General features: G+C 60.3%; 27 protein-coding genes and 1 tRNA gene. 16 read left to right on the forward strand and 12 right to left on the reverse strand.

Features of this window, described 5'->3' with window-relative positions; translation table 11 throughout:
- Nucleotides 1–109: 109 nt before the first annotated feature.
- Nucleotides 110–1393 (reverse strand): histidinol dehydrogenase, encoded by a 1284-nt coding sequence (gene hisD, locus HX811_RS28345; protein ID WP_008431521.1) that lies wholly within the window; start codon nt 1391–1393, stop codon nt 110–112.
- Between the two features lie 288 nt (nt 1394–1681).
- Between hisD and HX811_RS28350 the strand changes: the two genes are divergently transcribed.
- From HX811_RS28350 to HX811_RS28360, 3 genes are read left to right on the forward strand one after another with little or no spacing between them, the layout of a single operon-like run.
- Complete coding sequence (locus HX811_RS28350) at nt 1682–2401, forward strand: ThuA domain-containing protein (protein ID WP_032898774.1); 720 nt, start codon at nt 1682–1684, stop codon at nt 2399–2401.
- Nucleotides 2398–4185: a thiamine pyrophosphate-binding protein gene (locus tag HX811_RS28355; protein WP_102604522.1), complete on the forward strand. Its 1788-nt coding sequence runs from the start codon at nt 2398–2400 to the stop codon at nt 4183–4185. Before HX811_RS28350 ends, HX811_RS28355 begins: the two co-directional genes overlap by 4 nt.
- 17 nt (nt 4186–4202) lie before the next feature.
- Complete coding sequence (locus HX811_RS28360) at nt 4203–5813, forward strand: GMC oxidoreductase (protein ID WP_102369430.1); 1611 nt, start codon at nt 4203–4205, stop codon at nt 5811–5813.
- Between the two features lie 108 nt (nt 5814–5921).
- Here HX811_RS28360 and HX811_RS28365 read toward each other — a convergent pair whose 3' ends face one another.
- Together HX811_RS28365 and HX811_RS28370 are read right to left on the reverse strand one after the other, a co-directional pair.
- The gene (locus HX811_RS28365; protein WP_008431528.1) at nt 5922–7019 is read right to left on the reverse strand and encodes a LacI family DNA-binding transcriptional regulator; all 1098 of its coding nucleotides are present in this window, start codon (nt 7017–7019) and stop codon (nt 5922–5924) included.
- A gap of 55 nt (nt 7020–7074) precedes the next feature.
- Entirely contained in the window at nt 7075–8202 is a 1128-nt protein-coding gene (locus tag HX811_RS28370; protein WP_177048461.1) for an MFS transporter, read from the reverse strand.
- A gap of 243 nt (nt 8203–8445) precedes the next feature.
- Here HX811_RS28370 and HX811_RS28375 point away from each other — a divergent pair, with 243 nt between their 5' ends.
- Nucleotides 8446–9708 carry an MFS transporter gene (locus HX811_RS28375; protein ID WP_177048463.1) on the forward strand — a complete coding sequence of 421 codons (1263 nt, stop codon included), beginning with the start codon at nt 8446–8448 and terminating at the stop codon, nt 9706–9708.
- 15 nt (nt 9709–9723) lie between these two features.
- Here HX811_RS28375 and HX811_RS28380 read toward each other — a convergent pair whose 3' ends face one another.
- Both HX811_RS28380 and HX811_RS28385 read right to left on the reverse strand, forming a co-directional pair.
- Nucleotides 9724–10473, reverse strand: coding sequence for a hypothetical protein (locus tag HX811_RS28380; RefSeq protein ID WP_003219654.1), 750 nt, complete (start codon nt 10471–10473; stop codon nt 9724–9726).
- A gap of 145 nt (nt 10474–10618) precedes the next feature.
- The gene (locus HX811_RS28385) at nt 10619–10816 is read right to left on the reverse strand and encodes a hypothetical protein (protein ID WP_177009152.1); all 198 of its coding nucleotides are present in this window, start codon (nt 10814–10816) and stop codon (nt 10619–10621) included.
- A gap of 599 nt (nt 10817–11415) precedes the next feature.
- Here HX811_RS28385 and HX811_RS28390 point away from each other — a divergent pair.
- From HX811_RS28390 to HX811_RS28405, 4 genes are all read left to right on the forward strand, one after another.
- Nucleotides 11416–11718, forward strand: coding sequence for a helix-turn-helix transcriptional regulator (locus HX811_RS28390; protein WP_003219649.1), 303 nt, complete (start codon nt 11416–11418; stop codon nt 11716–11718).
- Nucleotides 11719–11780: 62 nt separating this feature from the next.
- Nucleotides 11781–12773, forward strand: a complete 993-nt coding sequence (locus HX811_RS28395; RefSeq protein WP_177048394.1) for a zinc-dependent alcohol dehydrogenase family protein — start codon at nt 11781–11783, stop codon at nt 12771–12773.
- Between the two features lie 40 nt (nt 12774–12813).
- Entirely contained in the window at nt 12814–13071 is a 258-nt protein-coding gene (locus HX811_RS28400; RefSeq protein WP_003219645.1) for a hypothetical protein, read from the forward strand.
- A gap of 230 nt (nt 13072–13301) precedes the next feature.
- Nucleotides 13302–14630 carry an OprD family porin gene (locus tag HX811_RS28405; RefSeq protein ID WP_003219643.1) on the forward strand — a complete coding sequence of 443 codons (1329 nt, stop codon included), beginning with the start codon at nt 13302–13304 and terminating at the stop codon, nt 14628–14630.
- Nucleotides 14631–14757: 127 nt separating this feature from the next.
- On the opposite strand, the gene HX811_RS28410 is transcribed toward HX811_RS28405, so the two are convergent.
- Entirely contained in the window at nt 14758–15216 is a 459-nt protein-coding gene (locus HX811_RS28410; RefSeq protein ID WP_003219642.1) for an Hsp20 family protein, read from the reverse strand.
- A gap of 362 nt (nt 15217–15578) precedes the next feature.
- On the opposite strand from HX811_RS28410, the gene HX811_RS28415 reads away from it, so the two are divergent.
- Entirely contained in the window at nt 15579–16490 is a 912-nt protein-coding gene (locus tag HX811_RS28415) for a bifunctional GNAT family N-acetyltransferase/nucleoside diphosphate kinase regulator (RefSeq protein ID WP_008431545.1), read from the forward strand.
- A 247-nt stretch (nt 16491–16737) separates the two neighbouring features.
- On the opposite strand, the gene HX811_RS28420 is transcribed toward HX811_RS28415, so the two are convergent.
- Nucleotides 16738–16828 (reverse strand) — tRNA-Ser (locus tag HX811_RS28420).
- A gap of 152 nt (nt 16829–16980) precedes the next feature.
- Between HX811_RS28420 and HX811_RS28425 the strand changes: the two genes are divergently transcribed.
- From HX811_RS28425 to HX811_RS28455, 7 genes are all read left to right on the forward strand, one after another.
- A complete protein-coding gene (locus HX811_RS28425) occupies nt 16981–17652 on the forward strand; it encodes a Bax inhibitor-1/YccA family protein (RefSeq protein WP_003219636.1) in 672 nt (223 codons plus the stop codon).
- Nucleotides 17653–17741: 89 nt separating this feature from the next.
- Nucleotides 17742–18134, forward strand: coding sequence for a sulfurtransferase complex subunit TusD (tusD, locus tag HX811_RS28430; RefSeq protein ID WP_003219632.1), 393 nt, complete (start codon nt 17742–17744; stop codon nt 18132–18134).
- A 1-nt stretch (nt 18135) separates the two neighbouring features.
- Entirely contained in the window at nt 18136–18486 is a 351-nt protein-coding gene (gene tusC / locus HX811_RS28435) for a sulfurtransferase complex subunit TusC (protein ID WP_087693046.1), read from the forward strand.
- Nucleotides 18486–18779, forward strand: a complete 294-nt coding sequence (tusB, locus tag HX811_RS28440) for a sulfurtransferase complex subunit TusB (protein WP_003219628.1) — start codon at nt 18486–18488, stop codon at nt 18777–18779. The genes tusC and tusB overlap by 1 nt, the downstream gene beginning before the upstream one ends.
- Entirely contained in the window at nt 18776–19111 is a 336-nt protein-coding gene (locus HX811_RS28445; RefSeq protein ID WP_177041787.1) for a TusE/DsrC/DsvC family sulfur relay protein, read from the forward strand. The genes tusB and HX811_RS28445 overlap by 4 nt, the downstream gene beginning before the upstream one ends.
- The gene (locus tag HX811_RS28450; RefSeq protein WP_008431554.1) at nt 19108–20109 is read left to right on the forward strand and encodes a glycosyl transferase family protein; all 1002 of its coding nucleotides are present in this window, start codon (nt 19108–19110) and stop codon (nt 20107–20109) included. The genes HX811_RS28445 and HX811_RS28450 overlap by 4 nt, the downstream gene beginning before the upstream one ends.
- A gap of 88 nt (nt 20110–20197) precedes the next feature.
- Nucleotides 20198–21193 (forward strand): glutathione S-transferase family protein, encoded by a 996-nt coding sequence (locus HX811_RS28455; RefSeq protein ID WP_102369436.1) that lies wholly within the window; start codon nt 20198–20200, stop codon nt 21191–21193.
- Nucleotides 21194–21303: 110 nt separating this feature from the next.
- Here the strand turns inward: HX811_RS28455 and cysG are convergent, their stop codons facing one another.
- From cysG to lolA, 5 genes are read right to left on the reverse strand one after another with little or no spacing between them, the layout of a single operon-like run.
- Nucleotides 21304–22698, reverse strand: a complete 1395-nt coding sequence (cysG, locus tag HX811_RS28460) for a siroheme synthase CysG (protein ID WP_003219620.1) — start codon at nt 22696–22698, stop codon at nt 21304–21306.
- The gene (serS, locus tag HX811_RS28465; protein ID WP_177048396.1) at nt 22699–23979 is read right to left on the reverse strand and encodes a serine--tRNA ligase; all 1281 of its coding nucleotides are present in this window, start codon (nt 23977–23979) and stop codon (nt 22699–22701) included. It abuts the gene before it with no gap.
- A gap of 16 nt (nt 23980–23995) precedes the next feature.
- Nucleotides 23996–24370: a fluoride efflux transporter CrcB gene (gene crcB / locus HX811_RS28470; RefSeq protein ID WP_008431560.1), complete on the reverse strand. Its 375-nt coding sequence runs from the start codon at nt 24368–24370 to the stop codon at nt 23996–23998.
- Nucleotides 24370–25692 carry a replication-associated recombination protein A gene (locus HX811_RS28475; RefSeq protein ID WP_003219616.1) on the reverse strand — a complete coding sequence of 441 codons (1323 nt, stop codon included), beginning with the start codon at nt 25690–25692 and terminating at the stop codon, nt 24370–24372. The genes crcB and HX811_RS28475 overlap by 1 nt, the downstream gene beginning before the upstream one ends.
- A gap of 27 nt (nt 25693–25719) precedes the next feature.
- Nucleotides 25720–26343, reverse strand: a complete 624-nt coding sequence (gene lolA, locus HX811_RS28480; RefSeq protein ID WP_177048398.1) for an outer membrane lipoprotein chaperone LolA — start codon at nt 26341–26343, stop codon at nt 25720–25722.
- Between the last annotated feature and the right edge of the window lie 19 nt (nt 26344–26362).

Below are 26362 nucleotides of genomic sequence, written 5' to 3' on the forward strand. Positions count from 1 at the left end.
GCCGAGTGGTGGGGCAAGAGCGTTTTGCTTACTTTTGCGCTTTTCAAAAGTGAGCCGCTGTAAGAGCGGAACCAATAGTCGCCGTTACCCAAACAACGGATATGTACCCTCAACCGTGCTTCTTGTAACGACGAATCCGAATATCCGCCTGCTCCTTGTGCCCCGCAAACCCTTCCATCCCGCAAAGCCGCGAGCAGTATTCCCCTACCAACACCGAAGCCTCATCCGTCAGCACCCGCTGATACGTGCACGTCTTGATGAACTTGCCGACCCACAGCCCGCCGGTGTACCGCGCAGTCCCGGTGGTAGGCAATGTGTGGTTGGTCCCAATCACCTTATCGCCATAGGAAACGTTGGTGCGCTCACCGAGGAACAACGCGCCGTAATTGGTCATGTGCTCCAGGAAATACAACGGATCGCGGGTCATCACCTGCACGTGCTCGGAGGCGATGCGATCGGCTTCCTGCACCAGCTCGTCGACGCTGTCGCACAGGATGATTTCGCCATAGTCGCGCCAGGCGACAGAAGCAACCGGTGCGGTGGACAGGATCGCCAACTGCCGCTCGATCTCCGCCGGCAGGGTTTGCGCCAACTCCGCACTGTTCGTCAAAAACACCGCAGGCGAATTAACCCCATGCTCCGCCTGCCCCAACAAATCGGCAGCGATGATTTCAACATCGCTGCTGTCATCAGCAATCACCAGTGTCTCTGTAGGCCCGGCAATCAAGTCGATACCAATCTTGCCGAACAACTGACGCTTGGCCTCGGCCACATACGCATTACCCGGCCCAACGATCATATCCACCGGCTTGAACGTATCGGTGCCCAACGCAAACGCAGCAATCGCCTGCACCCCGCCCACGCAATAGATCTCATCGGCACCCGCCAAATACATCGCCGTCACAATGGCCGGATGAGGCTTGCCATCAAACGGCGGCGCGGCCGCAACAACGCGCTTCACCCCGGCCACCTTGGCCGTCAGCACGCTCATATGCGCCGACGCCAGCAACGGGTACTTGCCGCCCGGAATGTAGCAAGCCACCGAGTTCACCGGAATATTGCGATGCCCAAGGATCACCCCAGGCAAGGTCTCGACTTCCACATCGTGCATCGAGGCTTTTTGCACCTCGGCGAAGCGCCGGACCTGGGCCTGGGCAAAGGTGATATCGCCGATTTCCTGCTCGGACAGGCTCGCCACGCAGGCGGCAATTTCTTCGTCGCTCAGCCGGAAAGATACAGGCGACCACTGATCAAACTGCTTCGAGTATTCACGTACGGCCGCATCGCCGTTACGGGCGACGTTGGCGATGATGCGCTCAACGGTATCGCGGACTTGGGCGGCAATCTCGGCTTGGGCTTCGACCGGTTTAGGCGTTTTCAGGTAACGAATCATCAGTGGCTCCAGGTGGTTCTTGAGGGCACGCGACATGCCCCCGGCATTGGCAACCATCTTTTCCTACCCCCCTGCCCCGGGCAATTTCGCAGCCTCCCTATTGGTGACGCAACCTGACGCAACACAGACGCAGTGTTGAAGCACTGCGGCGGGCTGCTGACGTTATTCGTATAACCCCCGATGAAAAACATGTAAGCCCCATTGACTTAGGGATTCGGAGTGATAGGTTAAATAAGCGGTTATACGTATAACCTAACAATCACACCCAACGTAAAGAGGTGATCAACCGTGAGTCGAGTCTTGTATCTATTCGGTGGCTGGCCCGGCCATTTCCCCTACGAAATTGCGGCATGGGCGCGCACCGTTTTCCAGGAACTGGATTTCGAGGTCGAAGAGTCCACCGACATCTTCACACTGGACAGGGACTTGACCGGTTATGACCTGATCGTGATCGGCTGGAACAACGCCGTCACTACCGAGACGCTCACCGCGTCCCAGGAAAACCGCCTGCTGGAAGCCATCGAAAGCGGCACCGGCCTGGTGGGTTGGCACGGCGCAGGCGCGGCGTTTCGCGCCAGCCTCAAATATCACTGGGTGCTCGGCGGCTCATTCCTCGAACACCCGATGGGCGAAGGCTTTCCCCACCCGTACCAGGTCAACGTCATCGACCACAGCCACGAGGTGACCCAGGGCGTCGAGGATTTCGAGGTACGGTCCGAGCAGTACTACATGCAGGTCGACCCGAACATTCATGTGCTGGCTGAAACCACCTTCGACGGCAACCCCTTCCCCTGGCTCAACGGCCATCGCAGCCCGGTGGCCTGGGTGCGCCAGTGGGGCCAGGGCCGGGTGTTCTATCACTCCATCGGGCACGACACCAGCAACCTCGCCGACCCGAATATCCGCCGCCTGACCAAGCAAGGCCTGAACTGGGCGACACGCGGGCGTGCAGCCAGTACCGCCGAGGCAACCCCCTCCGTTTCATCAACCCAAGGAGTCCTGTCATGACTAAATTGACCGGCAGCCAGATCGTGGCTCAAACCCTGAAAAACTATGGCGTCGAATACGTCGCCGGTATTCCCGGCCACGGTATCTGGACCCTGACCGACGCCTTCCTCGAAGAAGACTCCAAGCTCAAGTTCATCCAGGTGTTCCATGAGCAGAGCGCGGTGCACCTCGCCGACGGTTACTATCGGGTGAGCGGCAAGCCGATGGCGGCAGTGACGTCCATCGGTGCCGGCGCCGCCAACACGGTGATCGGCATGGCCACCGCGTTTACCGACTCCACCAGCCTGATGCTGATCACCGGCGGGCCACCCACTCACATGCGTGGCCATGGCTTGCTGCAGGAGCTGGAGCGCTACACCGACAACGACTTCCCGAAAATCGCCGAGGCCGTGACCAAGCGTCATTGGGTGGCGACCCGTGTTGAAGAGTTGCCGTTCATGATGCACCGCGCCTGGAGCGCAATGGTCACCGGACGCCCCGGGCCGGTGCACCTGGAAATCCCGATGGATGTGCAGGCCGAGGCCGCTGAAGTGACCCTGCATGCCCTCGAAGAGCGCACCCCGATCGGCAAATGCTTCCCGGACCCGGCAGCCACCGCACGCGCAGTGGAAGAGCTGAAACTGAGCAAGCGCCCGGTGCTGGTGATCGGCGGCGGCGTGATTACCGGCGAAGCCAGCGCGGAATTGTTCGCCCTGGCCGAAGCCTGGAAGATCCCGGTGGTCACCACCTGGAACGGCAAGAGCGGCTTCCCGGAAGATCACCCGTTGTTCGCCGGCAGTGTCGGCCAGACCGGCACCCTGTGCGGCAATAAAGTCGCGTCCACCGCAGACGTGATCATCGCCGTGGGCTGCCGTTTCACCGACTGGTCGTCGTCCAGCTACGCCAAGGGCGTGACCTTCGCGATCCCGCCGTCGAAGCTGATCCACATCGACATCGACCCGCATGAAATCGGCAAGAACTACCCGGTGACCGTGGGCATTTGTGCCGACGCCAAATACGCCCTCGCCGCCATTGTCGAAAGCCTGAAAGGCGAGACGGTTGAGCGCGAAGAGTACCTGAGCGACCTGCGCGGTTATCAGGAAGAATGGGAGACCAAACTGGCGGGCCGTCGTGACTCCGATCGCTTTCCGTTCACCTCGCAACGCCCCCTCGGCGCGCTGCGCAAAGTGTTCCCGCGGGACACCATCGTGGTGGTTGGCTCGGGCAACACCCAGGGCGCGGTCAAGCAGACTTTCCCGGTCTATACGCCACGTACCCACCTGACCTCCGGCGGCTTCTCGTCCATGGGCTGGGCCGTACCTGCGGCCATCGGTGCGAAGCTGGCGGCGCCTGACCAGCCGGTGGTGTGCATCCTCGGGGATGGCGATTTCCTGATGACCTCCCAGGAAATTGCGATCTGCGTGACCAACAATATCCCTGTGGTGTTCCTGATCCAGAACAACGCCGGCTACATGTCGATTCGCGGTGGCCAGCGCAAGCAGACCAGCCGCCATATCGGCACTGAATTCAACCACCCGGACGGCACGCCCTACAGCCCGGACTTCAAGGCGGTGGGCGAAGCCTTCGGCCTCAAATCCTACCGTGTGGAGCGCCCGGAAGACCTTGAGCCTATCCTGCAGGAAGCGCTGGATTTGAATGTGCCGGTGCTGATCGAAGTACCCACCGACCGCGATGCGGCTGGCCCTTGGGTGCCCGGCTGGTGGGACTTCCCGATTCCGGAATACATCACCGACGAACGCCAGGATGAGTACTGGCAAATCCGTAATTCCGAACAACACCTGTAAATGCCGGAGCGGCTCACATGAGTGATGCATTGATTTCGCATCATGCAGAGCTGAATCCACAACCGGGGGCGCCGCGCGAACCGCGCGCCCTCGACGTGGTGACACCTGATGCAGATGGCACGATCAACTGTGACGTGGTGATTATCGGCTCGGGCATGGGCGGTTCGACCTTCGCCCATGCCCTGCGTGACAGCGGGCTGGATATTGTGATCGTCGAACGAGGGGATTTCCTGCCCCGGGAAATCCAGAACTGGAGCGCTGAAGCGGTGTTCGGCCAAGGACGCTATCGCAATGCCGAACCGTGGCTGGACCAGGCCAACCAAGCATTTTCGCCGGGGGTGTTTTATTACGTCGGCGGCAACACCAAATTCTACGGCGCCATGCTGCCACGGTTTCGCGAGGCGGACTTTGGCGAGATCCAGCATGCCGAGGGCGTGTCGCCTGCGTGGCCCGTCAGCTACGCCGAGTTTGAACCCTGGTACGCCGAAGCGGAAAAACTCTACCGCGTGCATGGCCAGGCCGGCATTGACCCAAGCGAACCCTGGCGTTCAGGACCCTTCCCGCAACCGGCACTCAAGCACGACCCGGCCCTGGTTGCGCTGGAGCAAAGCATGCAGCGTGCCGGACTCAAGCCGTTCGTGATGCCGGCGGCGGTGGACTATGGCGATGGCGGCGATTGCGTATTGTGCTCAACCTGCGATGGCTATCCGTGCCTGGTGGAGGCCAAGGCCGACGCCGAAGTTTCTGCGCTCAGGCCCGCCCTGCGCAGTGGCAGCATTCGGCTGATGACTCGCACCACGATCCGGCAGCTGAACACCGATAACGATGGCAAAACCGTGACTCAAGCGCGGGGTCTGTTCGATGGACGCGAGGTGACACTGCGTGCCAAACGCTTCGTGCTGGCATGCGGCGCAGTCAACAGCGCGGCATTGCTGTTCAAGTCTGCGAACGCTCAACATCCTCATGGCCTGGGCAATAGCTCCGGGCAGTTGGGGCGTAACTACATGGTGCACAACAGCACCTTCATGCTGGCGGTGGACCCGCGACGCAAGAACAACGTGACCTTCCAGAAAACCCTGGCCATCAACGACTGGTACAGCGCCAGCCCGCACAACGCATTCCCCTTGGGTAACGTGCAGATGCTGGGGAAAATCCGCGAGCCGATGATCAGTGCCATGCGGCCCTGGCTGCCGAAATTCGCTTCACGCTATATCACTGACCACAGCGTCGACCTGTACCTGACCTCGGAAGATCTGCCGACCCAGGACAACCGCGTCACCTACGACACGCAGCGCGGTGCGATCAAGGTTCACTGGACGCCGAACAACCTCAAGGCCCATGAAGGACTGGTGAGCAAGGCCACCCAAACCATGCGTGATGCAGGGTATCCGCTGATCCTCAAGGCGCGCATGGGCATCGCGACGAACTCCCACCAGTGCGGCACTGCCGTGATGGGCAAGGACCCAACCACCAGCGTGCTGGACCTGAACTGCAAGCTGCATGACCTGGAGAATGTATGGGTGGTGGACAGCTCGTTCTTCCCGTCGTCGGCGGCGGTTAATCCGGCACTGACCATCGCGGCGAATGCCCTCAGAGTAGCGGCACACTTCAAGGGGCAGCCCGGGTAAAGGTGGGAGCTGGCTTGCCTGCGATGCAGTCGACTCGGTCTGTCAGTGGTATTGAGTCGATGCCATCGCAGGCAAGCCAGCTCCTACAGCGATCCCTTACCAACGGGATCAGGCGTCTGCCTGCTGGATACTGCGGGTCGAGGTACGCACCACCAGCTTGGTGGCGAAAATCTTTTGCTCGGGCGCCAGCGGCGCATCAGCCGGGGCATTCAATTGCTCGGTCAGCATGCGTGCGGCGTACACGCCCTTCTCCACCATGGGTTGGGCAATGGTGGTCAACCCGAGCTGCACCGCCTCGGGAATATCGTCGAAGCCGATCACCGAAAGCGTCTGCGGCACTTGGCGACTGAGGGCGTGGGCGGTTTTCATGCAGGCAATCGCCATCACATCCGAGCACGCCACCACTGCCGTGACGTCGTTGGAGGTCAGCAATGTGAACGCTGCGGCCTGGCCGGACGTGGAATCCAGCCCACCGGCCTCGATCACGCTCAGGTCTTCAAACGCCAGGCCCGCGGCGGTGGCCGCCTCCACGTAACCGGTGAGGCGTTCGCGGACAATCCGCTCACTGGCACTTTTGAAGCGTTGCAGGTCAATCGGGCCGCGGTAACCATCCGGGTTGAGGCGGTCAATGATGACGCCGATCTTGCGGTGGCCCAGGTCCAGCAGATGCTGCATTTGCGTGCGAGCCGCACCGCGATCGTCGATGCCGACAAAAAACGAATTCTCGACCAGCGGCGAGTCGATCACCACGAACGGAATACTGTGCTTCACCACCGCCAGCACCGCCGGGTGATCATCGGGCAGGGTCGAGATAATCAGGCCATCCACCAGCCCGCGCAGGGCCAGGCTGCCGTGGCTCGCCGCCGGGCCCCGGCCCACCAGGCGGTTGTTGTTGAGCGGAAACAGTGTCAGTGCGACATTTTCCAACTCGCCCACTTCACTGATGCCGCGCAGCATGGCGATGGTGCACGGGTCGGCAAAGGCCAGGGACAACTTGTCCATCATCATCAACCCGATGGCGCCGATCTTGCCCGAGCGCAGGCTGCGGCCCAGCACATTGGGGCCCGGGTAGCCCAATGAAGCGGCCACCTCGAGGATATGCTCGCGCTGGGCCGGGGACAGTTTGGAAGGTCGGTTGTAGGCGTAAGACACCGCAGGCTGGGACACCCCTGCCGCCAGTGCTACGTCTTTCATTGAAACGGCCATCGCTTGCTTCCCAATCCTTTTGAAACCTCATGCGAGGTCATGAAAAAACAGGCGCTCAGTGTACCCGTTGAGGGGAAACCTTCGGAACCAGTCGTGTGGCACTGAACATGATTGCGACCATCAGCGAGGCAACCGCCAGCAGCGCGCAGGATAGATTCGTCGCGTGGGCGAACAAGCCGATCACCGCCGGGCCCATCAGGATACCCAGATAACCGAGGCTGGTGGCAGCGGCAATCGCCAGTTCCCCCGGCATGGTCTTTTGCGCGCCCGCCAGCGACAGGTACACCGGCGCGATATTGGCCAAACCGATGCCGATGACCGCAAACCCCACCAGGTTCACCTGCCAGTTCGTCGCGAGCACCACCGTGAGAAAGCCCAGGATTACAATCAGGCCACCGCCCACCAGTACCAGCCGGGCGCCGAGCCTGAGCAGAATCCGGTCGCCACTCAAGCGCCCCAACGCCATCATCACGGCGAAGCAGGCGTAGCCCAGGCCTGCAATGGAAGGCTCGACATCACGCACCTGGGTCAGGAACACCGCGCTCCAGTCGAGAATCGCACCTTCGGCCAGAAACGCGAACAGGCACAGCACCCCCAGCACCAGGACTTTACGCGTGGGCCGCACAAAGATCGGGCTGCCCTCTTCGCCGCTGCGCCCGAGCATCTGGCGCCCGTAACTCAGGACAAACGCAGCCAGTGCCGCCATCACCGCGCTGCTGGCCAGCAACGGCGTGGCGCCCAGCCAGAGCAGCGCGGTGATCCCCGCCGCACTGACAATCGTGCCCAGGCTGAACAAGCCATGAAAACCCGACATCAAGGACCGCCCGGTCGCACGCTCAACCATCACGCCCTGTACGTTCATCGTCACATCCACTGCGCCGCACCCTGCACCGAACACGGTCAGGGCAAACATCAAGCCCAAGAATGAATGTGTGGTCGCCAGCAGAGGCAGCGTCAGAAACACCAGGGCGATGCCGATGTGCATGGTAAAGCGGCAACCTTTGCGGGCGTTCAGGATGCCCGCCAGCGGCATCATCACCAGTGAGCCGAGGCCCAGGCACAGCAACAGGATGCCCAATGCGCCGTCGTCCACCCCGGCCCGGCTGCGCGCATAGGGAACCAGCGGCGCCCAGGCGCCCATGCACAGGCCGGACAGCAGAAACGTCAAGCGGTAGGCCGACATATGCGGCGTGGAGCACGGCAATAACAACTCTTGAGACGACACGGAAACCCCAATACCTAGACAGTTGGAGTTATACGTATAACTTAAAACTCAAGCGCCAGCCACTGCCTTGTTACTGTTACATATTCTGGATTGATAAAGCATTGACAGCCCACAGGGTGCAGGTTTTACTTCCGCAAGGTTATTCGTATAACCCAAAATTGCATAACCACCCCACAAAAACAAAAGGGACCATGCAGCGTGATAAGCACTTTCCAGAAAACCCCGATCCCCCCGCGTATTCGCAAGGCACGTATCGCCACCTTTCTCGGCTTCATGATGATCGGCGCCATGATGTACATCTGGTCCACCGGTGTAAGCGTGTTCAGGACCCAGCTTGGCCTGACGGGAGAACTCGGGGACTCGAGTTTCGGCCTGATTGCCCTCGGGGTCGGGGTCGGCTCCGCAGCCGGTGCGCTGCTGGTCGGGCGGCTGCTGGACACCTTCGGCGCCAAGCCGGTAATTACCCTTGGCGCCCTCGCCTATCCCCTTTCGATTATCCCGCTGGGCTTCGTCAACGGTTTCTGGTTTGCGCTGTGTTTCGGCTCTGTGCTGGGGCTGTTGCGCGGCGCCCTGGATACCGCCTTGAATGCCCACGGCGTGCAGGTTGAACGGTTTTATCGACGTTCGATCATGTCCGGCTTCCATGCCTTCTATTCCCTGGGCGGCTTCCTGCTGGGCATGGCATGCAGCTGGCTGACCCGGTTCTACACCGACAGCGTGCTGGTGCCTTACACCCTACTGGGCCTGGCGATGTTCATTCTGGGCTGTGTGTTCAGCCGATGGTTGCTGGGCAAGCATGATGTGCCCGACGCCCAGCTCGACGACTGGCAAGCCGGCACCCAGTCCCGGGACGAAACCGGCAAGGGCCCTTCGGCCAAGACACTGCTGGTGATGATCGCTCTCGGCACCTTGCTGCTGGGCAGCATGATGGGCGAAAACGCAATTGCCGACTGGGGCCAGGAATACATTCGCCGGGAGTTCGCGACCACCACCTCGACCGCAGGCATGGCGGTCTCACTGTTCGTCGGGGCGTCATTCGTGGGGCGCCTTTTTGGCGACCGCCTGGCCGCTGCGTTCGGTAATGCGCAGGTGGTGTTTGGATGCGGTACGTTGTGCGTCCTCGGCATGATCACCACGATATTGGGCGGTACGGCCGTAACCGGCGTTGTCGGCTTCGCGTTGTTTGGCCTCGGCCTTTCGTGCATCGCACCGTTGATGATCTCCGCCGCCGGGCGCCGGGACCCGGCACATGCCGGGCGCAATATCGGCATCGTCAACTGCATCGGATTTTCCGGGATGCTGGTGGGCCCCGCCGTCATCACCGTCATCGTCAGCAACTTCGGCCTGAGCAAGCTGATGTTCTTCCCGCTGGTGATGCTCGGTTTGCTCGCGACGTTCGGCCCACTGCTGATGCGCGCGCCGAAGAAAACCGTTGCCCGCGGCAAAGCGCAAACCGAGGTGTGAGGGAGGCCCGCATCGTCACTGCACCGGCAGGAAATTCATCAGCAGCAAGCTTTGCGCGTAGTTGAGCCCGATGCGCCGGTAGCGTTCGTCGAGCATCTGGGTCAACAGGTCGAGGCGCGCGACGATCTTGCCGAACTCCACGGCAAAGCTGAGGTTGCTGCCCGCCTCCGAGATCTCGTTGGAGAACAGCAACAGCGAGCCATTGGCATCCTGGCGCTGACTGAGCAGCCAGGTGGCCTTCTCGATATTGCGCGCGGCATTGCTGACGAACTGCGGGTTGATCGAGTCCGTTATATAAAACTCGGTGCGCCCGCCGTGTGCCGTCACCAGCATGCTGCCGATCGCGTAGATGAAGGCGCCCACCCGGTCGCCGCGAAACTCCGGGCTCAGGGAATAGCTCAGCGCCGCCAGGTCGCGACGATCCCCCAGGGCGGGCAGTGGTTGGCGAAGTTCGATGGCCTGGCGGATTTGCCGGGCGGCGGTCACCGCGTCGGTGTAACCCGATTGACGCCACTGGTTGGGGTTGCGCAGGTAGAGCTTGCTCATCAGCAGATACAGGCTTTGCAGGTTGTCGCGCATGCTCAGGGTGGCCATGCGATCAACGCTGGTCTGGAAGAACTCGTCGGGCTTGCCGTTGCTGAACTGCGTGGCAATATCGCGCCCCTGCTGCTGGCTGCAACCGTTGGCGCAAAGCATCAAAACCGCAGCCAGCAACAGCGGCTGACGCATCCATCGGGTGATAAAAACAGGTAACGTGCGATCCATCGGCATCAGGTCTGGGTCTGCTGTCCACGCCGGAAATTAGTGTGGTCGGGACAGAGATAGATCGGAAGAACGGGAAAAAGTGCGGGGCGGCCGGAATATTGACTGCAAAGAAGCCCGACACTGTGGTCGGGCTTCTTCGGGTGCGTCAGTTGTCGGGGTGTTCACTCGCGACAGAATCAGCCGCATCCACATCCGACATATCCTCTTCCAGAGGGGCGTCATCGTCCGGCGGTAGAGGCGCTTCAGGTTGATCGCGCCGAGGATCATGCCCGGTTTCATTGTCTGTACCGCGCGTTACGCCCTGCTGGGATACGTTTCCAGGGGCCTTCTCGTCAATTTCCATGCTGGCTCTCCGTTCTAGCGCGGGATGTCCGTGCTTGAACATGAGAAACGGTGCGGTGTCGCGAGTGCCGGACGATGGACGAACGGTGGGGATCAATTTCATAACGGCCCTAACGCTCCGAGAGACTCTATCCACCGCAGGATCGCGGGTTTCTCTGCTGGTTTTTCGCCAATGCAACACACCTCCGGGTCGGTGAGAGAACACCAGACAGACACCGGGTCTCCCACTCGCAAGCCATACGAAGCTTTACGAAGCGTCATCGTTGACCAAGCGTCAACCGTCTCGTTGAGAGACTTGTGAAAGTGCTGCCCATTGACGCTATAGCTGAAGCTCATGAATTGGCGTCCGGCCCACGATGCCTCACGCCCGACGAAGGTTACGTAGCAAGGCACCACTTGCCCCGCGTCCATGGCACTCATGAGTTCTCTCCTTGAAAACAGCCCGGAAACACGTTTGTTTTTTGTGCTTTTACACTGTTATAGCTCAGAGGCCCGCAGCGCGACAGGTCCTTGGTCGCCGCCTACGGTGAGGCCTGAAACTGACTACCCTTTATATCTGACACACATTGACATATCGATAATTCTCGATATGATCACGCCATGGACTTACTCGAAATATTCAAAGCCCTCTCAAACCAGACACGCCTCGAAATCCTGAAAGGTTTGAAGGACCCCGAGAAGAACTTCCCTGCACAAGATGAAGGGGACGTTCACACGGTGGGCGTGTGCGTCAGCAGTATTCAGGAAGGCATCGGGCTCTCGCAGTCGACGGTGTCCGGTTACCTGGCAACGCTGCAACGGGTGGGCCTGGTCGAAGTCAGGCGCATCGGCCAGTGGACTTACTACAAGCGCAATGAAGCCACCATCCGCAGGCTTGCCGAGATCATAGGGAAAGATTTGTAGTTTTTTTACCACAGAATATCGAGATTTCGCGATATCCCTTTTTATCGAAACGAGGAAATGCAATGAAGGCGTTGATACTCAAGTCATTTGGCGGCCCGGAATCATTCGAACTTCGCGACGTTCCCAAGCCCGTTCCGCACACGGGGCAAGTCCTGGTCCGCGTACACGCAACCTCCATCAACCCGCTGGATTACCAGGTCCGACGTGGCGACTACGCTGACCTGGTGCCGCTACCGGCGCTTACCGGGCATGACGTATCGGGTGTCGTTGAGGAAGTCGGGCCGGGGGTTACGTCCTTCGCGCCAGGCGACGAAGTCTGGTACACCCCGCAAATATTTGACGGACCCGGCAGCTATGCCGAATACCACGTGGCGGCCGAAGGCATTATCGGGAAGAAGCCCCCTGCCCTGAGTCATCTTGAAGCAGCAAGCCTGAGCCTGGTCGGCGGGACCGCCTGGGAAGCGCTGGTGGTGCGTGCAGCCCTCAGGGTGGGAGAAAGCATCCTGGTGCACGGCGGCGCGGGCGGCGTCGGCCATGTGGCGATCCAACTGGCGAAAGCCATTGGCGCCCAGGTGTTCACCACCGTACGCGACGTCAATGTCGAGTTCGCGCGAAGCCTGGGTGCGGACGTAATCATCGACTACGAAAAGGAAGATTACGTCGACGCCATCCTGCGGGAAACGGGTGGCCGTGGCGTTGATGTGGTGTTCGATACCATCGGCGGCACCACATTGTCCCGTAGCCCGGACGCGCTTGCGCAACTGGGTCGCGTGGTCACGATTGTGGACACGGCGCACCCCCAGAACCTCGTCCAGGCCTGGGGCAGGAACGCGAGTTATCACTTCGTTTTCACACGACAGAACCGCGGCAAGCTGGATGAAATGAGCGCACTGATAGCAAACGGTCAACTGCGGCCACACGTTGGCGCGGTCTATTCCCTTGCCGACATCCCGCTCGCCCATTCCCGCCTGGAAAGCCCCAACAACGGCATTCAAGGGAAAATCGCGATTGCCGTGTCCGCCGGCTTACAGGAGGATTGGCGCAACGGTGCTTGAGCTGATCGCACTGAACCACTTTTTTGGAGAGCACGGGTAAATGGCAGAACTGATGGAAATGCTCGACGGCCCAAGGACCGCACAGCAGGAACTGTTCTACGACCTCGAAGATGCGACGGCCGTTATCGCCTGGTCGGTCAATCAATTGGCCACTATCGCGGGGGTCGCCAAATCACCCGACGAAGCAGTCGCCCTGATGAAGATGGGTGCACTGCTCGCGGCTCAGCAGGAAAAGCTCAGCGGGTACGCGGATGAGGTGAAGGCCGGAAGGATTGTGCGAGGAGAGGATCACTCGTGATAAATACGCTGCGCACCCAACAACCTTTCACATCCCTTTCACACTCGAGCGCTTATCGTCACTCCAGCTCCTAAGTGAACACCTTTAAGCCCGCACTCCCCATCGCGGGCTTTTCTTTGCCTGGAATTTGGTAAAAGGGATATCAAAACCTTCATCCAGTTTCATTTGTTGATGGCCTGGGCTGTCGCCTTAATGCTCCCACACGAACTCGTGCACAGGAGCAAAATATAATGAAAAAACGTCAACCGTTACTTCAGCTCAATACCTTGGCCGTGGCGCTGGCATTTGCCTTGCCGGCCATGAGCTATGCCAGCGATCAGTCCGACTCCAAGGGCTTTGTCGCCGACAGCAGCTTGAATATCCTCAACCGCAACCTGTTCTGGAACCAGAACGGCAACGGCGCCCACACCCGTGACTGGAGCCAGGCGCTGATGGCGACCTACAGCTCGGGCTTCACTCAAGGCACCATTGGCATCGGCATTGATGCGTTTGCCGACCTGGCGTTGCGCATCGACGGGGACACCGACCGCGCCGGTGGCCCGAACATACCGTCCGACGCCAATGGCAATCCGGATCATGGCTTCGCGAAGGCCGGTGGTGACGTCAAGTTCCGTATTTCCAATACCACGCTCAAGGTCGGCGACCTGCAGCCTACGTCGCCGGTGTTCGCCACCGCCGATAACTACCTGATGCCACAGACCGCAACAGGCTTCCAGATCGACAGCCATGAAATCACCGGCCTGAACCTGGAGGCTGGCCATTACACCTCCGGCACCGGTACCACCACCACCTCGCGCAGCGGCGACATTCTCGCCAGCTATGCAGGCGTGGAAGCGTCGTCGGCCAGCTTCGCGGGGGGCAAATACCAGTTCAGCAAGGAATTCACCGCGTCGCTGTACGGAGCACACCTGGAAGACGTGTGGAATCAGTACTACGTCAACCTGAACCTTGTTCATCCACTGACCGATGACCAGTCCGTCGCGCTGGACTTCAACCTCTATCGCACACTGGACGACGGCAGCGCCAAGGCCGGGACCATCGACACCACCGCAGCCTCGCTGGCGGCTGCCTACACCCTGGGTGCACAGACCTTCACCCTGGCCGGGCAGAAAGTGCATGGTGACGAGCCGTTCGACTACGTCGGCTTTGGGGAGACCAATGCCGGCGTCGGTGCCGGGCGCTACGGCAACTCGATCAACCTGGCTGACTCGGTGCAATACTCCGACTTCAACGGCCCGGGCGAGCGGTCCTGGCAGATGCGCTATGACCTGGACATGGGAGCCTTTGGCGCCCCCGGCCTGAGCTTCATGGCCCGCCATATTCGCGGTGCCGGCATCGACGGTACGCATACCCCTGGCAATTCGGCCTACACCGGGTTCTATGGCGCCAACGACCAGGAACACGAAACCGACGCCGAAGTGAAATACGTCGTGCAGAGTGGCCCGGCCAAGAAGCTGTCCTTTCGCCTGCGGGAAGCCTGGCACGATGGTGATGCGTCCACCGGGGGGCATCTGGTGCAGACACGCCTGATTACCGAGTACCCGTTGAATATCTTCTAAACAGGCGGGAGTGCCCGGTTGATGGATCTACCGGGTACTCTGCGTAGCCAGGTATTGATCGGTAGGCGTCTTGATTCCACACACAAAAAAAGGCGCTACCAAGAGCGCCTTTTTTGTTACCGCTGACTTATTGCAAACTAACCTGACGCAGTTCGGGCTCTTTCCCGCTACCAATCGTGATGCGCTTGGGCTTGGCCTCTTCAGGAACCACGCGCAGCAAGTCGATGCTTAACAGCCCGTTGTTCATCGAAGCACCGCGCACCTCGATATGATCTGCCAGCCGGAACGACAGCCGAAATGCTCGTTGCGCGATGCCCTGGTGCAGATAAGTGACTGCTTTCTCGGTTTCGCGCTTGTCGCCAACGACTGTCAAAACGCCCTTCTCGACCTGAATATCCAGATCCGCTTCAGTAAGCCCAGCGACAGCAATGACAATGCGATATTCGTCATCACCGTGCTTTTCCACATTGTGAGGCGGATAAGTGTTCGGAGCCTCGCTGCGAAGCGCCGACTCAAACAGGTCATTGAAGCGATCGAAGCCCACGGATTGACGGAACAAAGGGGCCAAGGAAAGGGTAGTAGCCATCTCAAAATCTCCTGATTAAATCCAAGTGATTAAGTGCGCGACCCGCATTCGGCGTCGCGTGATGAAAATTTATGTTCGCCGGGAAAATTTTCAAGAGGCCAGATAAAAATTTTTACATTTGAGTACCAGCCGGGAACGGCTTGCTCGGTTGGATAGACAGGCCGCCCTCAGGCTGCGATGCGCAGTCAGCCCACCTTTCTCTTGAGTGCTTGCCTGGGTCGGGTTCAGCAAGCGGTGGCTTCTTGGAACTCTCTGGCATGTTCGCCATTACTCGCGGCATGTCTTAAAATATCCGGTTGCCGAAGAACCGCCATGACATATCCATGAAGGGCTTCAATCCTTTACAAACAAGTGTGGTCAAGATGAACAAGCCTTTCATTTCGCTGTGCCCTGAAATTACGCGGGCGCACGCGCTGACGTTGGTGGATTGGTTAGAAGATGAACGCATCACCTGCTATCTGAGCGATTCGCGTCATGTCTCCCGCTCCATTGAGCAAGTCATTGATCGGACTCAGTTGCCGATCCTGACTCATCTATTCAACCAGGGCGGCAGATTCTTTATGGCCTATGACCGGCATGACGCTCCGGTGGGCTTTGTCCGTCTCATCAAGACCGGCTCAAATTGCGAGATTGTCCTGGTCATCGGAGACAGCGACAAATGGGGCCGAAACCTGGGCGCCAGCACGATCCGCGAAGGCATGAAACTGGCCTTCCTCGACATGCGGGCCGAGAAGCTCATCGCCAAGATTCACCCGGACAACTCGCGCTCGCTGAAAGCCTTTCTGCGCAGCGGCTTTATGCTGGAGAGCGAAACGCCGACATTGACGTCATTTTCCATGACGGCTGCGAGCTATTTCCAGTTCTTGCGCGAAGGCGCCGGTGGCGACTCCACCAGGATCTACATCACTGAAATCGACAAGGCCAGGCTCGAGGATCTGATCGCGTTCGAGCAAGGCCCGGCGGTTGTTGAACTCGAACATGAGCTTGAGCGGGCCATTGTCGTCAAGCCGCAGCAGGTGGCGTGCAATGTCATCACGATGAACTCCAGGGCCTTGCTGCAACTGGACGATGAAGAGTTCGAAGTGGCCTTGGTCTACCCTGAAGACGCGGACAGCAACGCAGCAAAGCATTCCGTGTATTCCGACATAGGCACCGCCATCCTTGGCTATCAGGAGGGAGACGCCATCGACTGGCGAATTGCTGATCGGACCCGCCGGATTGAGATCAAGAAAGTGCTTTACCAGCCGGAGGCTGCGGGCGACTTCCACCTGTAATTGCGCCTTTTCTCAGTAACGAATCACGCCAGCCGGCGCGCCCGGCTTGGGTGCCTGACTTCTCCAGCGTGAACTGATAACCGAGACGGTTATCGGCGCGTGGGTGAGATCGTGAACCCTACCCGTTGACGCCCACTTTTTGCAGAGTTGCGGAAACTGCCTGAAATGATGCGTTAACGATTGGAGGTGTATTCCTGAACCCCAGAAACGCAAAAGCCCCGCAATAGCGGGGCTCTCGAGTAAATCTTGGCGGGAAACCAGGGATTCGAACCCTGGAGACGCTATTAACGTCCGCCGGTTTTCAAGACCGGTGCATTCAACCACTCTGCCAATTTCCCTTGTGCAACACAGGATTAGCGTAGCTCATCCTGCCTCAGCGGGCGCCATAATACCCGAATGAAACACACTGTCAAACTCTCGCCATAGCTTGTTACAGAGCGTCTGTTATGATCCTTGCGACTGAATGTTTCAAAACTGAAGGAGTGTCGCCATGCGCGAACAAAATTACGCAGTGAATGGAAACGCGCAGGCTGAGCAGCTAGAAGTTAGCCGCGTCCTGCGCAATACGTACGGCTTGCTCGCTCTCACCCTCGCGTTCAGCGGCGTGATGGCCTTCGTAGCCCAGCAAATGCGCGTCGGCTACCCGAATATCTTCGTCGTGCTGATCGGCTTCTACGGTCTGTTCTTCCTGACCAACAAGCTGCGCGACTCGGCCTGGGGCCTGGTGTCGGCGTTTGCCCTGACCGGTTTCATGGGCTTTATCCTCGGCCCGATCCTTAACCGTTACCTCGGCATGGCCGGCGGCGCGGAAGTGGTCAGCTCGGCATTTGCCATGACTGCCCTGGTATTTGGCGGCCTGTCGGCCTACGTGCTGATTTCCCGCAAGGACATGAGCTTCCTGGGTGGTTTCATCACCGCCGGTTTCTTCGTGTTGCTGGCTGCGGTACTGGCAGGCATGTTCTTCCAGATCAGCGGCCTGCAACTGGCGATCAGCGCCGGTTTCGTGCTGTTCTCCTCGGCCTGCATCCTGTTCCAGACCAGCGCAATCATCCAGGGTGGCGAGCGTAACTACATCATGGCCACCATCAGCCTGTATGTATCGATCTACAACCTGTTTATCAGCCTGTTGCAGATCTTCGGCATCATGGGCCGCGACGACTGATCGCAGCCGCATGCAAAAAGCCCGCTTCGGCGGGCTTTTTGTTGCCTGCGGCCTTATCATTGCCACAGGTTTTGCCTTCAGAGTGTTCCATGAAGTTCGCGATTGCGCTTTTTTCCGCCGCCCATGCGCCCTCCTCGCGCCGTGCCTTGCTGTTCGCCCAGGCGGCGCTGGCGGGTGGGCATGAGATTGTGCGGCTGTTTTTTTATCAGGATGGCGTCTACAGCGCGTCCACTAACATTGTTGCGCCGCAGGATGAGCAGGATATCGCCCGCCAGTGGCGCGAGTTTGTCAGCGAACATCAACTCGATGGCGTGGTGTGCATCGCCGCGGCCCTGCGCCGTGGCGTGCTGAATGCCGAAGAGGCCACCCGTTATCAGCGCAGCGCGGTGAACCTGGACGCGCCTTGGGCATTGTCCGGGCTTGGGCAGTTGCATGATGCCGCCCAGTCCGCTGACCGCTTGATCTGCTTCGGAGGGCCGTGACATGTCGAAATCCTTGCTGGTGATCAGCCGACAGGCGCCGTGGTCCGGCCCCAGCGCCCGTGAAGCGCTGGATATCGTATTGGCTGGCGGCGCGTTTGATTTGCCGATTGGCCTGTTGTTTCTGGATGACGGCGTGTTTCAACTGGCCGCGAGCCAGGACGCCAGGGCCGTGCAACAGAAAGACCTGAGCGCCAACCTCCAGGCCCTGGAATTATTTGGCGTCGAAGAGGTGTTTGCCTGCAGCCATAGCCTCGCCGTGCGCGGGCTGGCCACCTCCGGCAACGCACAGCCGCTGAGCAGTGAACAAATTTCACAGATGATTGACCGTTACGACCAGGTGATTACCCTCTGATGTCGACCTTGCATGTGGTATCCCACTCGCCTTTTACCGACAGCCGGCTAGACAGCTGCCTGCGCCTCTGTGGCACCCAGGATGCGATCCTGCTGTGCGGCGACGGCGCCTATGCCCTGCAACCCGCCAGCGCGCCTTGCCAGGCCCTGCAGGCCAGGGGCGTGAAAGTGTTTGTACTGGCCGAAGACAGCCAGGCGCGTAACCTCGCCGTGCCTGAATGGGCCGGCAGTGTCGATTACCCGGCGTTCGTCCAGCTGTCGATCGACTATGACAAGGTCAATACCTGGCTATGAACACTTTGACCGTAGGTGAACGCACCCTCGAACTGGACAAGGACGGCTACCTCGTCGACCTGACCGAGTGGTCCAGCGACGTGGCCAACGCCCTCGCCACTACCGAGGAGCTGGAGCTGACCCCGGAACACTGGGAAATCCTCGAACTGCTGCGCGGCTTTTATACCGAATTCCAGCTGTCGCCCGCCACCCGCCCGCTGATCAAGTACACCGCCTTGAAGCTGGGCCCGGAAAAGGGCAACAGCCTGCACCTCAACCGACTGTTCAAAGGCACTCCCGCCAAACTCGCCGCCAAGTTGGCGGGCCTGCCCAGGCCGACGAATTGCTTATGACTGATTTTGCCCCGTTGATCACTGAAACCCCTGCCGAGCACCCGTTCGCGCCGTTCGTGCGCATCCTCGGCAAAGGCAAGCGCGGCGCCCGCAACCTCACCCGTGAGGAAGCCCGGGAAGCCATGGGCATGTTGCTGGACGAGAAGGTCGAAGACACCCAGCTCGGCGCCTTCCTCATGCTGCTGCGGCACAAGGAAGAAAGCCCGGAGGAACTCGCCGGTTTCACCGAAGCCGTGCGCGAGCGCCTGAATGCACCGTCGCTCAATGTGGATGTCGACTGGCCGACCTACGCCGGTAAAAAACGCCACCTGCCGTGGTACCTGCTGGCAGCCAAGTGCCTGGCACAGAACGGCGTGCGTATCCTGATGCACGGCGGCGGCGCGCATACGGCAGGCCGGCTCTACACCGAGCAGTTGCTGGATGGCTTGCAGATTCCGTTGTGCCGCAATTGGCAACAGGTGGAAGCGGCCCTTGAACAGGGCAACCTGGCGTTTATTCCCCTGGGGGACTGGGCGCCGCAACTGCAGCGCATGATCGACCTGCGCAACACCCTGGGCCTGCGCTCGCCGATCCATTCACTGGCGCGCATCCTCAACCCGTTGAGCGCCCGCTGCGGCCTGCAAAGCATCTTCCACCCGGGCTACCAGGGCGTACACCGCGATGCCAGCGGCCTGCTTGGCGACAACACCATCGTGATCAAGGGCGACGGCGGCGAGATCGAGATCAACCCGGACACCATCAGCCACCTGTACGGCACTACCGGCGGCGAAAGCTGGGATGAAGAGTGGCCCGCCCTCTCCGCCCAGCGCCACGTCAAGCCTGCGGCCCTGGAGCCCGAGCATTTGAAGGCGCTATGGCGCGGTGAGGTGCAGGATAGCTACCCGCAACTGGCACTGATCGCCACCATGGCCCTGGCCTTGCGCGGCCTCGGCCACCCGCGGGAACAGGCGTTCGAACTGGCCCAGCAGTACTGGGATGCCCGGGACAAATCGATTTAGTCGATCATTAACCCCCAGCCTTTGCGCTTTTTGTTCGAACTCAGACCTTTAGACTGCACTCCAACGCTTATTAGCCAAGGAGTCAGTCATGGGTTTGCTGATCGAAGGACGCTGGCATGACCAGTGGTACGAAAGTAGCGCAGACGGCGCCTTCCAACGGGAGCAGGCGCAACGCCGCAACTGGGTGACCGCCGATGGTGAACCCGGCCCGACCGGCGAAGGCGGTTTCGCGGCTGAAGCCGGTCGCTACCATTTATACGTATCCCTCGCCTGCCCCTGGGCGCACCGCACATTGATCCTGCGCAAGCTCAAAGGCTTGGAAAGCCTGATCGACGTGTCGGTGGTCAGTTGGCTGATGCTGGAAAACGGCTGGACCTTCGACAAGGCCCATGGCTCCAGCGGCGACAAGCTTGACGACTTCACCTTCATGCACCAACGCTACACCGCCGACACCGCCAGCTACACCGGGCGGGTCACAGTGCCGGTGTTGTGGGACAAGAAGCTCAAGCGGATTGTCAGCAATGAGTCGGCGGAGATTATTCGCATGTTCAACAGTGCGTTTAATGAACTGACCGGCAATCAACTGGATTTCTATCCCGAAGCCCAGCGCTCGACCATTGATGCACTGAACGATCGAATCTATCCCGCCGTGAACAACGGTGTGTACCGCGCAGGCTTTGCCACGTCACAAAAGGCTTATGAGGCCGCATTTGATGATGTGTTTGCCGAACTGGATCACCTTGAGCAGCACTTGGGTGAGCATCGTTACCTGGCGGGAGAATACCTGACTGAAGCCGATGTAAGGCTTTTCACCACGGCGATTCGGTTTGATGCGGTGTACTACAGCCACTTCAAATGCAACCTGCGGCGAATTGCGGATTATCCGAACCTGTCGAACTGGCTAAGGGAGTTGTATCAGTGGCCGGGGATTGCCGAGACGGTGGATTTTGCTCACATCAAGGGGCATTACTACGCCAGTCACCGCACGATTAATCCGACGGGGATTGTGCCGAAGGGGCCGTTGCAGACGTTTGAGGCGGAGCATGACCGCGCGAGACTGAGCGGAAAAGGCATCTTGAGCTGACAAACCCTGTGGCGAGGGAGCTTGCTCCCGCTGGGCTGCGCAGCGGCCCCAAAATCCTGGGAGCGCTTCGCACTCCAGCGGGAGCAAGCTCCCTCGCCACAGGAGACGTGTCAGACTTGCGACTGAGCGCCTTCAAACCACTTCAGCTTCTCACGCAACTGCACCACTTCTCCCACAATCACCAGTGTCGGCGCATGAACCTCATGTTCCGCCACCATGCGTGGCAGGTCAGCCAGGGTGCCGGTAAACACCCGCTGGTTGGACGTGGTGCCCTGCTGGATCAACGCCGCCGGCGTATCCGCCGAACGACCATGCTTGATCAGCTGTTCGCAGATGATCGGCAACCCGATCAAGCCCATGTAGAACACCAGGGTCTGCGAAGGGCCCACCAGGTCACTCCACGGCAGGTCCGAAGTCCCGTCCTTCAAGTGCCCGGTAATGAAGCGAACCGATTGCGCATAGTCGCGGTGGGTCAGCGGAATACCGGCATACGCCGCGCAACCGCTGGCCGCGGTAATACCCGGCACCACCTGGAACGGGATGCCATGGGCCGCCAGCTCTTCGATCTCTTCACCGCCACGCCCAAAGATGAACGGGTCGCCCCCCTTGAGCCGCAGCACGCGCTTGCCTTGCCTGGCCAGGTCCACCAGTTGCTGGTTGATCTGGTCCTGCGGCACCGCATGGTCGGCGCGACGCTTGCCGACATACACCCGCTCGGCATCGCGACGGCACAATTCAAGAATCGCCGGCGCCACCAGGCGGTCGTACAGCACCACGTCGGCCTGTTGCATCAAGCGCAAGGCGCGGAACGTCAGCAGGTCCGGATCACCCGGGCCTGCGCCCACCAGGTAGACTTCGCCCGGTGCGTGCGGCGGCGCGCCGTTGATTTTCTCCACCAGCAGACGCTCGGCTTCATCGCCCTGCCCGGCCAGTTGCCGATCAGCAATCGGGCCCTGGAAGACATCTTCCCAGAACGCGCGACGTTGCTGCACATCCGGGAACAAGCCTTTGACCTGGCTGCGAAACCGCGCCGCCAACCCGGCCAACTGGCCATAAGTCGACGGAATCCAGGTTTCCAGCTTGGCGCGGATCAGCCGTGCCAGCACCGGCGCATCGCCGCCGCTGGACACTGCGATCACCAACGGCGAACGGTCGACAATCGCCGGAAAGATCACGCTGCACAAGGCCGGCGCATCCACCACATTGACCGGTACGCAACGACGCCGGGCATCGCTGGACACTTGCGCGTTCAGCGGCTCGTCGTCGGTCGCCGCGATGATCAGGGTGCAACCGTCGAGGTCGGCCTCCTGATAACCACGCAAAATCAGTTCACCGCCACTGCCCTGCACCAGTTCACGCAACTGGTCTTCAATCTGGGGAGCAACCACCCGCAACAACGCGCCGGCGTCGGCCAGCAGCCGGGATTTGCGCAAGGCAATTTCCCCGCCACCGACGACCAACACACGACTGCCGCGCAGGTTATGAAACAGCGGCAGAAATTCCATTTAGCCGATGACCTCAACGCCCGCCATGTACGGCTTGAGCACTTCAGGCACGCGGATCGAACCGTCAGCCTGCTGGTAGTTTTCCAGCACGGCCACCAGGGTGCGGCCTACTGCCAGGCCCGAACCGTTGAGGGTGTGGACCAGCTCGGGCTTGCCGGTTTCCGGGTTACGGAAACGCGCCTGCATGCGACGGGCCTGGAAATCACCGCAGTTGGAGCACGACGAAATCTCGCGGTATTTGTCCTGGCTCGGCACCCACACTTCCAGGTCGTAAGTCTTCACGGCGCTGAAACCCATGTCGCCGGTGCACAGGGCCAGAACGCGGTACGGCAGCTCCAGCAGTTGCAGGACGCGTTCGGCGTTGGCGGTCAGGCCTTCCAGCGCTTCCATGGAAGTCGACGGCTCGACAACCTGCACCATCTCGACCTTGTCGAACTGGTGCTGGCGAATCATGCCGCGGGTGTCGCGGCCCGATGCACCGGCTTCGCTGCGAAAGCACGGCGAGTGGGCGACAAACTTGATCGGCAACTGCTTGGCGTCGAGGATTTCCCCGGCCACGATATTGGTCAGCGACACTTCGGCGGTCGGGATCAGGTACAAGTCGGCTTCGCCATCGCGGCTGATCTTGAACAGGTCTTCCTCGAATTTCGGCAGCTGGCTGGTGCCCATCAGCGCCGGAGCCTGGACCAGGTACGGGGTGTAAGCCTCTTCGTAGCCGTGCTCGCCGGTGTGCAGGTTGATCATGAACTGTGCCAGGGCGCGGTGCATGCGTGCGATCGGGCCACGCAGCAAGGCAAAGCGCGCGCCGGACATTTTGGCCGCCGTTTCGAAGTCCAGGCCACCGGTCAGTTCGCCCAGGGCGACGTGGTCCTTGATCTCGAAATCGAAGGTTTTTGGCGTGCCCCAGCGACGGACTTCGACGTTGCCGTCTTCGTCTTCGCCGATTGGCACGGATTCGTGCGGCAGGTTCGGGATGCCCAGCAGGATCGAGTCCAGTTCGGTCTGGATAACGTCCAGCTCGACTTTGCCGGAAGCCAACTCGCCAGCCATACGCTCGACGTCCGCCATCAACGGCGCGATGTCTTCGCCGCGCTGCTTGGCCTGACCGATGGATTTGGAACGCGCATTACGCTCAGCCTGCAGTGCTTCGGTGCGGGTCTGGACGGTCTTGCGCTGTTCTTCCAGCGCTTCGATGCGCGCAACATCCAAGGCAAAGCCACGGGATGCCAGGCGGTCCGCTACGTCCTGAAGGTTGCTACGTAACAGTTTGGAATCGAGCATGTCGGTCTCTCGTTTATCAAAGTTTGGTCAAGGACAGGCCAGCCCAGGTGGCGAGCAGCCCGCCGAACACGCTGATGGCCAGGTACCCGAAGGCGACCGGTGCCTGCCCGCTTTCCAGCAGGCGTAGCGTGTCCAGTGAAAAGGATGAAAAGGTCGTCAGACCGCCTACAAAACCGACAATCAAGCCGGCACGAATCTCAATCGGCACTTCCGGGCGAAGCAGAAACCACCCGTACAACAAGCCGATGATCAAACAGCCCACCAGGTTGACCGCCAGGGTCGCCGCATAAAAATGCTTCGGCCAATTGGCGCTGACCCAGGTGCTGGTGGCGAAACGCAATAATGTACCAGCGATGCCGGCTACGGACACGGCAAGAATCGTTCTGAGCACTACTTTCTCCGCTGTTTCGGACTGAGCCGGTCAAGTTGGGCAAGGTGATTGAGCTTTTCGCCGATCTTCAGCTCCAGGCCGCGGGGCACCGGCTGGTAAAACGGCTGCGGCTCAAGGTCATCCGGGAAGTAATCTTCGCCAGCCGCATAGGCGTCCGGCTCATCGTGGGCGTAGCGGTATTCATCGCCGTAGCCGAGTTGCTTCATCAGCTTGGTCGGCGCATTGCGCAAGTGCAGCGGCACTTCCAGGGAACCATGCTCGGCGGCAGCACGCAGGGCGGACTTGAAGCCCATGTACACCGCGTTGCTCTTCGGTGCGCAGGCCAGATAGGTGATGGCCTGGGCCACCGCCAACTCGCCTTCCGGGCTGCCCAGGCGTTCCTGCACTTCCCAGGCGGCCAGGCACAGGCTCAGCGCACGCGGGTCGGCATTGCCGATATCTTCGCTGGCCATGCGCACCACGCGCCGGGCGAGGTACAGCGGGTCGCAACCGCCGTCGATCATCCGCGCAAACCAGTACAGCGCGCCGTCTGGGTTTGAGCCGCGCACAGACTTGTGCAGCGCGGAAATCTGGTCGTAGAACGCTTCGCCGCCCTTGTCGAAACGCCGCCGGGTGTCGCCCAACAGGCTCTGCAGCAAGTCGACGCCGATTTCGCTGCCATCCTCGGCCAGGTCGGAAGCGTTCTCCAGCAGATTGAGAAAACGTCGACCGTCGCCATCCGCAGCAGTCAGCAGGATCTTGAAGCCTTCCTCACTGACACTCAACTGGCGCTTGCCCAGGCCCTTGTCTTCGTTCAGCGCACGCTGCAAGAGCTTCTGCATCGCGGCCTCATCGAGGCTCTTGAGCACATAGACACGCGCCCGGGACAGCAAGGCATTGTTCAGTTCAAAAGACGGGTTTTCGGTGGTGGCACCAATAAAGATCAGCGTGCCGTCTTCGACATACGGCAAGAACGCATCCTGCTGCGACTTGTTGAAGCGATGCACTTCGTCGACGAACAGGATGGTGCGCTTGCCGTACTGCCCGGCCTGCTGCTTGGCGACTTCCACCGCCTGGCGGATCTCCTTGACCCCGGCCAGCACCGCCGAGACCGTCTCGAAGTGTGCATCCGAGACTTTTGCCAGGAGCCGCGCCAGGGTGGTTTTACCCACGCCCGGCGGCCCCCAGAAAATCATCGAGTGCAGCGCACCCTGCTCAAGGGCCTCGCGCAAAGGCTTGCCGCGGGCGAGCAGGTGTTCCTGCCCGACGTACTCGTCCAGGTTGGTCGAGCGCAGGCGCGCCGCCAGAGGCTGAGCAATCGGGTCACTTCGAAACAGGTCCATGGGCAGCGTTTGAAACCTCTGGGCAGTTTATTCCTGGATCACGTCGGCACCCTTCGGGATGTCGAACTTGAACTTGGATGCCGGTACCGGCTGGTTGGCCTTGACCCCGGAGAACAGGATGTCGGTGCGCTGGCCGACGCTGTCAACCAGGCGCATGTTGTTGATCACGCCGTTGCCAAACGACAGGGACAGCGTGTCAAAGAGCGTGTCCTTGGATTTCGGCTTAAGGGTGAATTCAATCACGTTGCTGGTATGCTTGGAGGTAATGTCGAAGCTGTCGTTGATCTTCGACACATCGCCCGACAGCAACAGCGCTGGCGTCTGGTTCAGGCGCGGGTCGAGCTTCTTGATGGTCGCCTGCTCCAGGTCCGGGTCCCACAGGGTGACTTTTTGGCCGTCAGAGACGATGGTCTGCTCGGCCTTGCCTTCTGTGTGCCAGTAGAACAGCCCTGGGCGCTGCACAGCCATCTCGCCGGCGGTTTCCTGCAACTGGGTGCCACCGGCATCCAGCGTGAGCTGGGAGAAGCGCGCGGTCAGGGTCTGGGATTTGTCCAACAGGTTTTTCAGGCTGGCGACGGAAGCCGGGTCAGCATGAGCCGAAACAGCAGTCAGGGCCAATGCAGGCAACAACAGCATGCGGATAAGACGCATGGGAGTCCTCTTAGATTCG

The sequence above is a fragment of the Pseudomonas sp. F8002 genome (genome assembly GCF_013385495.1).
Taxonomy (GTDB): domain Bacteria; phylum Pseudomonadota; class Gammaproteobacteria; order Pseudomonadales; family Pseudomonadaceae; genus Aquipseudomonas.

What these genes read in the sequence shown, in the direction of transcription:
- HX811_RS28475 (WP_003219616.1), bottom strand. Translation starts at nt 25,692, where the DNA reads ATGGACCTGTTTCGAAGTGACCCGATTGCTCAGCCTCTGGCGGCGCGC.
- tusD (WP_003219632.1), top strand. Translation starts at nt 17,742, where the DNA reads ATGAAGTTCGCGATTGCGCTTTTTTCCGCCGCCCATGCGCCCTCCTCG.
- HX811_RS28370 (WP_177048461.1), bottom strand. Translation starts at nt 8,202, where the DNA reads ATGTCGGCCTACCGCTTGACGTTTCTGCTGTCCGGCCTGTGCATGGGC.
- HX811_RS28365 (WP_008431528.1), bottom strand. Translation starts at nt 7,019, where the DNA reads ATGGCCGTTTCAATGAAAGACGTAGCACTGGCGGCAGGGGTGTCCCAG.
- HX811_RS28455 (WP_102369436.1), top strand. Translation starts at nt 20,198, where the DNA reads ATGGGTTTGCTGATCGAAGGACGCTGGCATGACCAGTGGTACGAAAGT.
- HX811_RS28385 (WP_177009152.1), bottom strand. Translation starts at nt 10,816, where the DNA reads ATGGAAATTGACGAGAAGGCCCCTGGAAACGTATCCCAGCAGGGCGTA.
- tusC (WP_087693046.1), top strand. Translation starts at nt 18,136, where the DNA reads ATGTCGAAATCCTTGCTGGTGATCAGCCGACAGGCGCCGTGGTCCGGC.
- HX811_RS28405 (WP_003219643.1), top strand. Translation starts at nt 13,302, where the DNA reads ATGAAAAAACGTCAACCGTTACTTCAGCTCAATACCTTGGCCGTGGCG.
- HX811_RS28390 (WP_003219649.1), top strand. Translation starts at nt 11,416, where the DNA reads ATGGACTTACTCGAAATATTCAAAGCCCTCTCAAACCAGACACGCCTC.
- HX811_RS28355 (WP_102604522.1), top strand. Translation starts at nt 2,398, where the DNA reads ATGACTAAATTGACCGGCAGCCAGATCGTGGCTCAAACCCTGAAAAAC.
- lolA (WP_177048398.1), bottom strand. Translation starts at nt 26,343, where the DNA reads ATGCGTCTTATCCGCATGCTGTTGTTGCCTGCATTGGCCCTGACTGCT.
- HX811_RS28415 (WP_008431545.1), top strand. Translation starts at nt 15,579, where the DNA reads ATGAACAAGCCTTTCATTTCGCTGTGCCCTGAAATTACGCGGGCGCAC.
- HX811_RS28425 (WP_003219636.1), top strand. Translation starts at nt 16,981, where the DNA reads ATGCGCGAACAAAATTACGCAGTGAATGGAAACGCGCAGGCTGAGCAG.
- serS (WP_177048396.1), bottom strand. Translation starts at nt 23,979, where the DNA reads ATGCTCGATTCCAAACTGTTACGTAGCAACCTTCAGGACGTAGCGGAC.
- HX811_RS28400 (WP_003219645.1), top strand. Translation starts at nt 12,814, where the DNA reads ATGGCAGAACTGATGGAAATGCTCGACGGCCCAAGGACCGCACAGCAG.
- cysG (WP_003219620.1), bottom strand. Translation starts at nt 22,698, where the DNA reads ATGGAATTTCTGCCGCTGTTTCATAACCTGCGCGGCAGTCGTGTGTTG.
- hisD (WP_008431521.1), bottom strand. Translation starts at nt 1,393, where the DNA reads ATGATTCGTTACCTGAAAACGCCTAAACCGGTCGAAGCCCAAGCCGAG.
- HX811_RS28360 (WP_102369430.1), top strand. Translation starts at nt 4,203, where the DNA reads ATGAGTGATGCATTGATTTCGCATCATGCAGAGCTGAATCCACAACCG.
- HX811_RS28395 (WP_177048394.1), top strand. Translation starts at nt 11,781, where the DNA reads ATGAAGGCGTTGATACTCAAGTCATTTGGCGGCCCGGAATCATTCGAA.
- tusB (WP_003219628.1), top strand. Translation starts at nt 18,486, where the DNA reads ATGTCGACCTTGCATGTGGTATCCCACTCGCCTTTTACCGACAGCCGG.
- HX811_RS28380 (WP_003219654.1), bottom strand. Translation starts at nt 10,473, where the DNA reads ATGGATCGCACGTTACCTGTTTTTATCACCCGATGGATGCGTCAGCCG.
- HX811_RS28445 (WP_177041787.1), top strand. Translation starts at nt 18,776, where the DNA reads ATGAACACTTTGACCGTAGGTGAACGCACCCTCGAACTGGACAAGGAC.
- HX811_RS28410 (WP_003219642.1), bottom strand. Translation starts at nt 15,216, where the DNA reads ATGGCTACTACCCTTTCCTTGGCCCCTTTGTTCCGTCAATCCGTGGGC.
- HX811_RS28450 (WP_008431554.1), top strand. Translation starts at nt 19,108, where the DNA reads ATGACTGATTTTGCCCCGTTGATCACTGAAACCCCTGCCGAGCACCCG.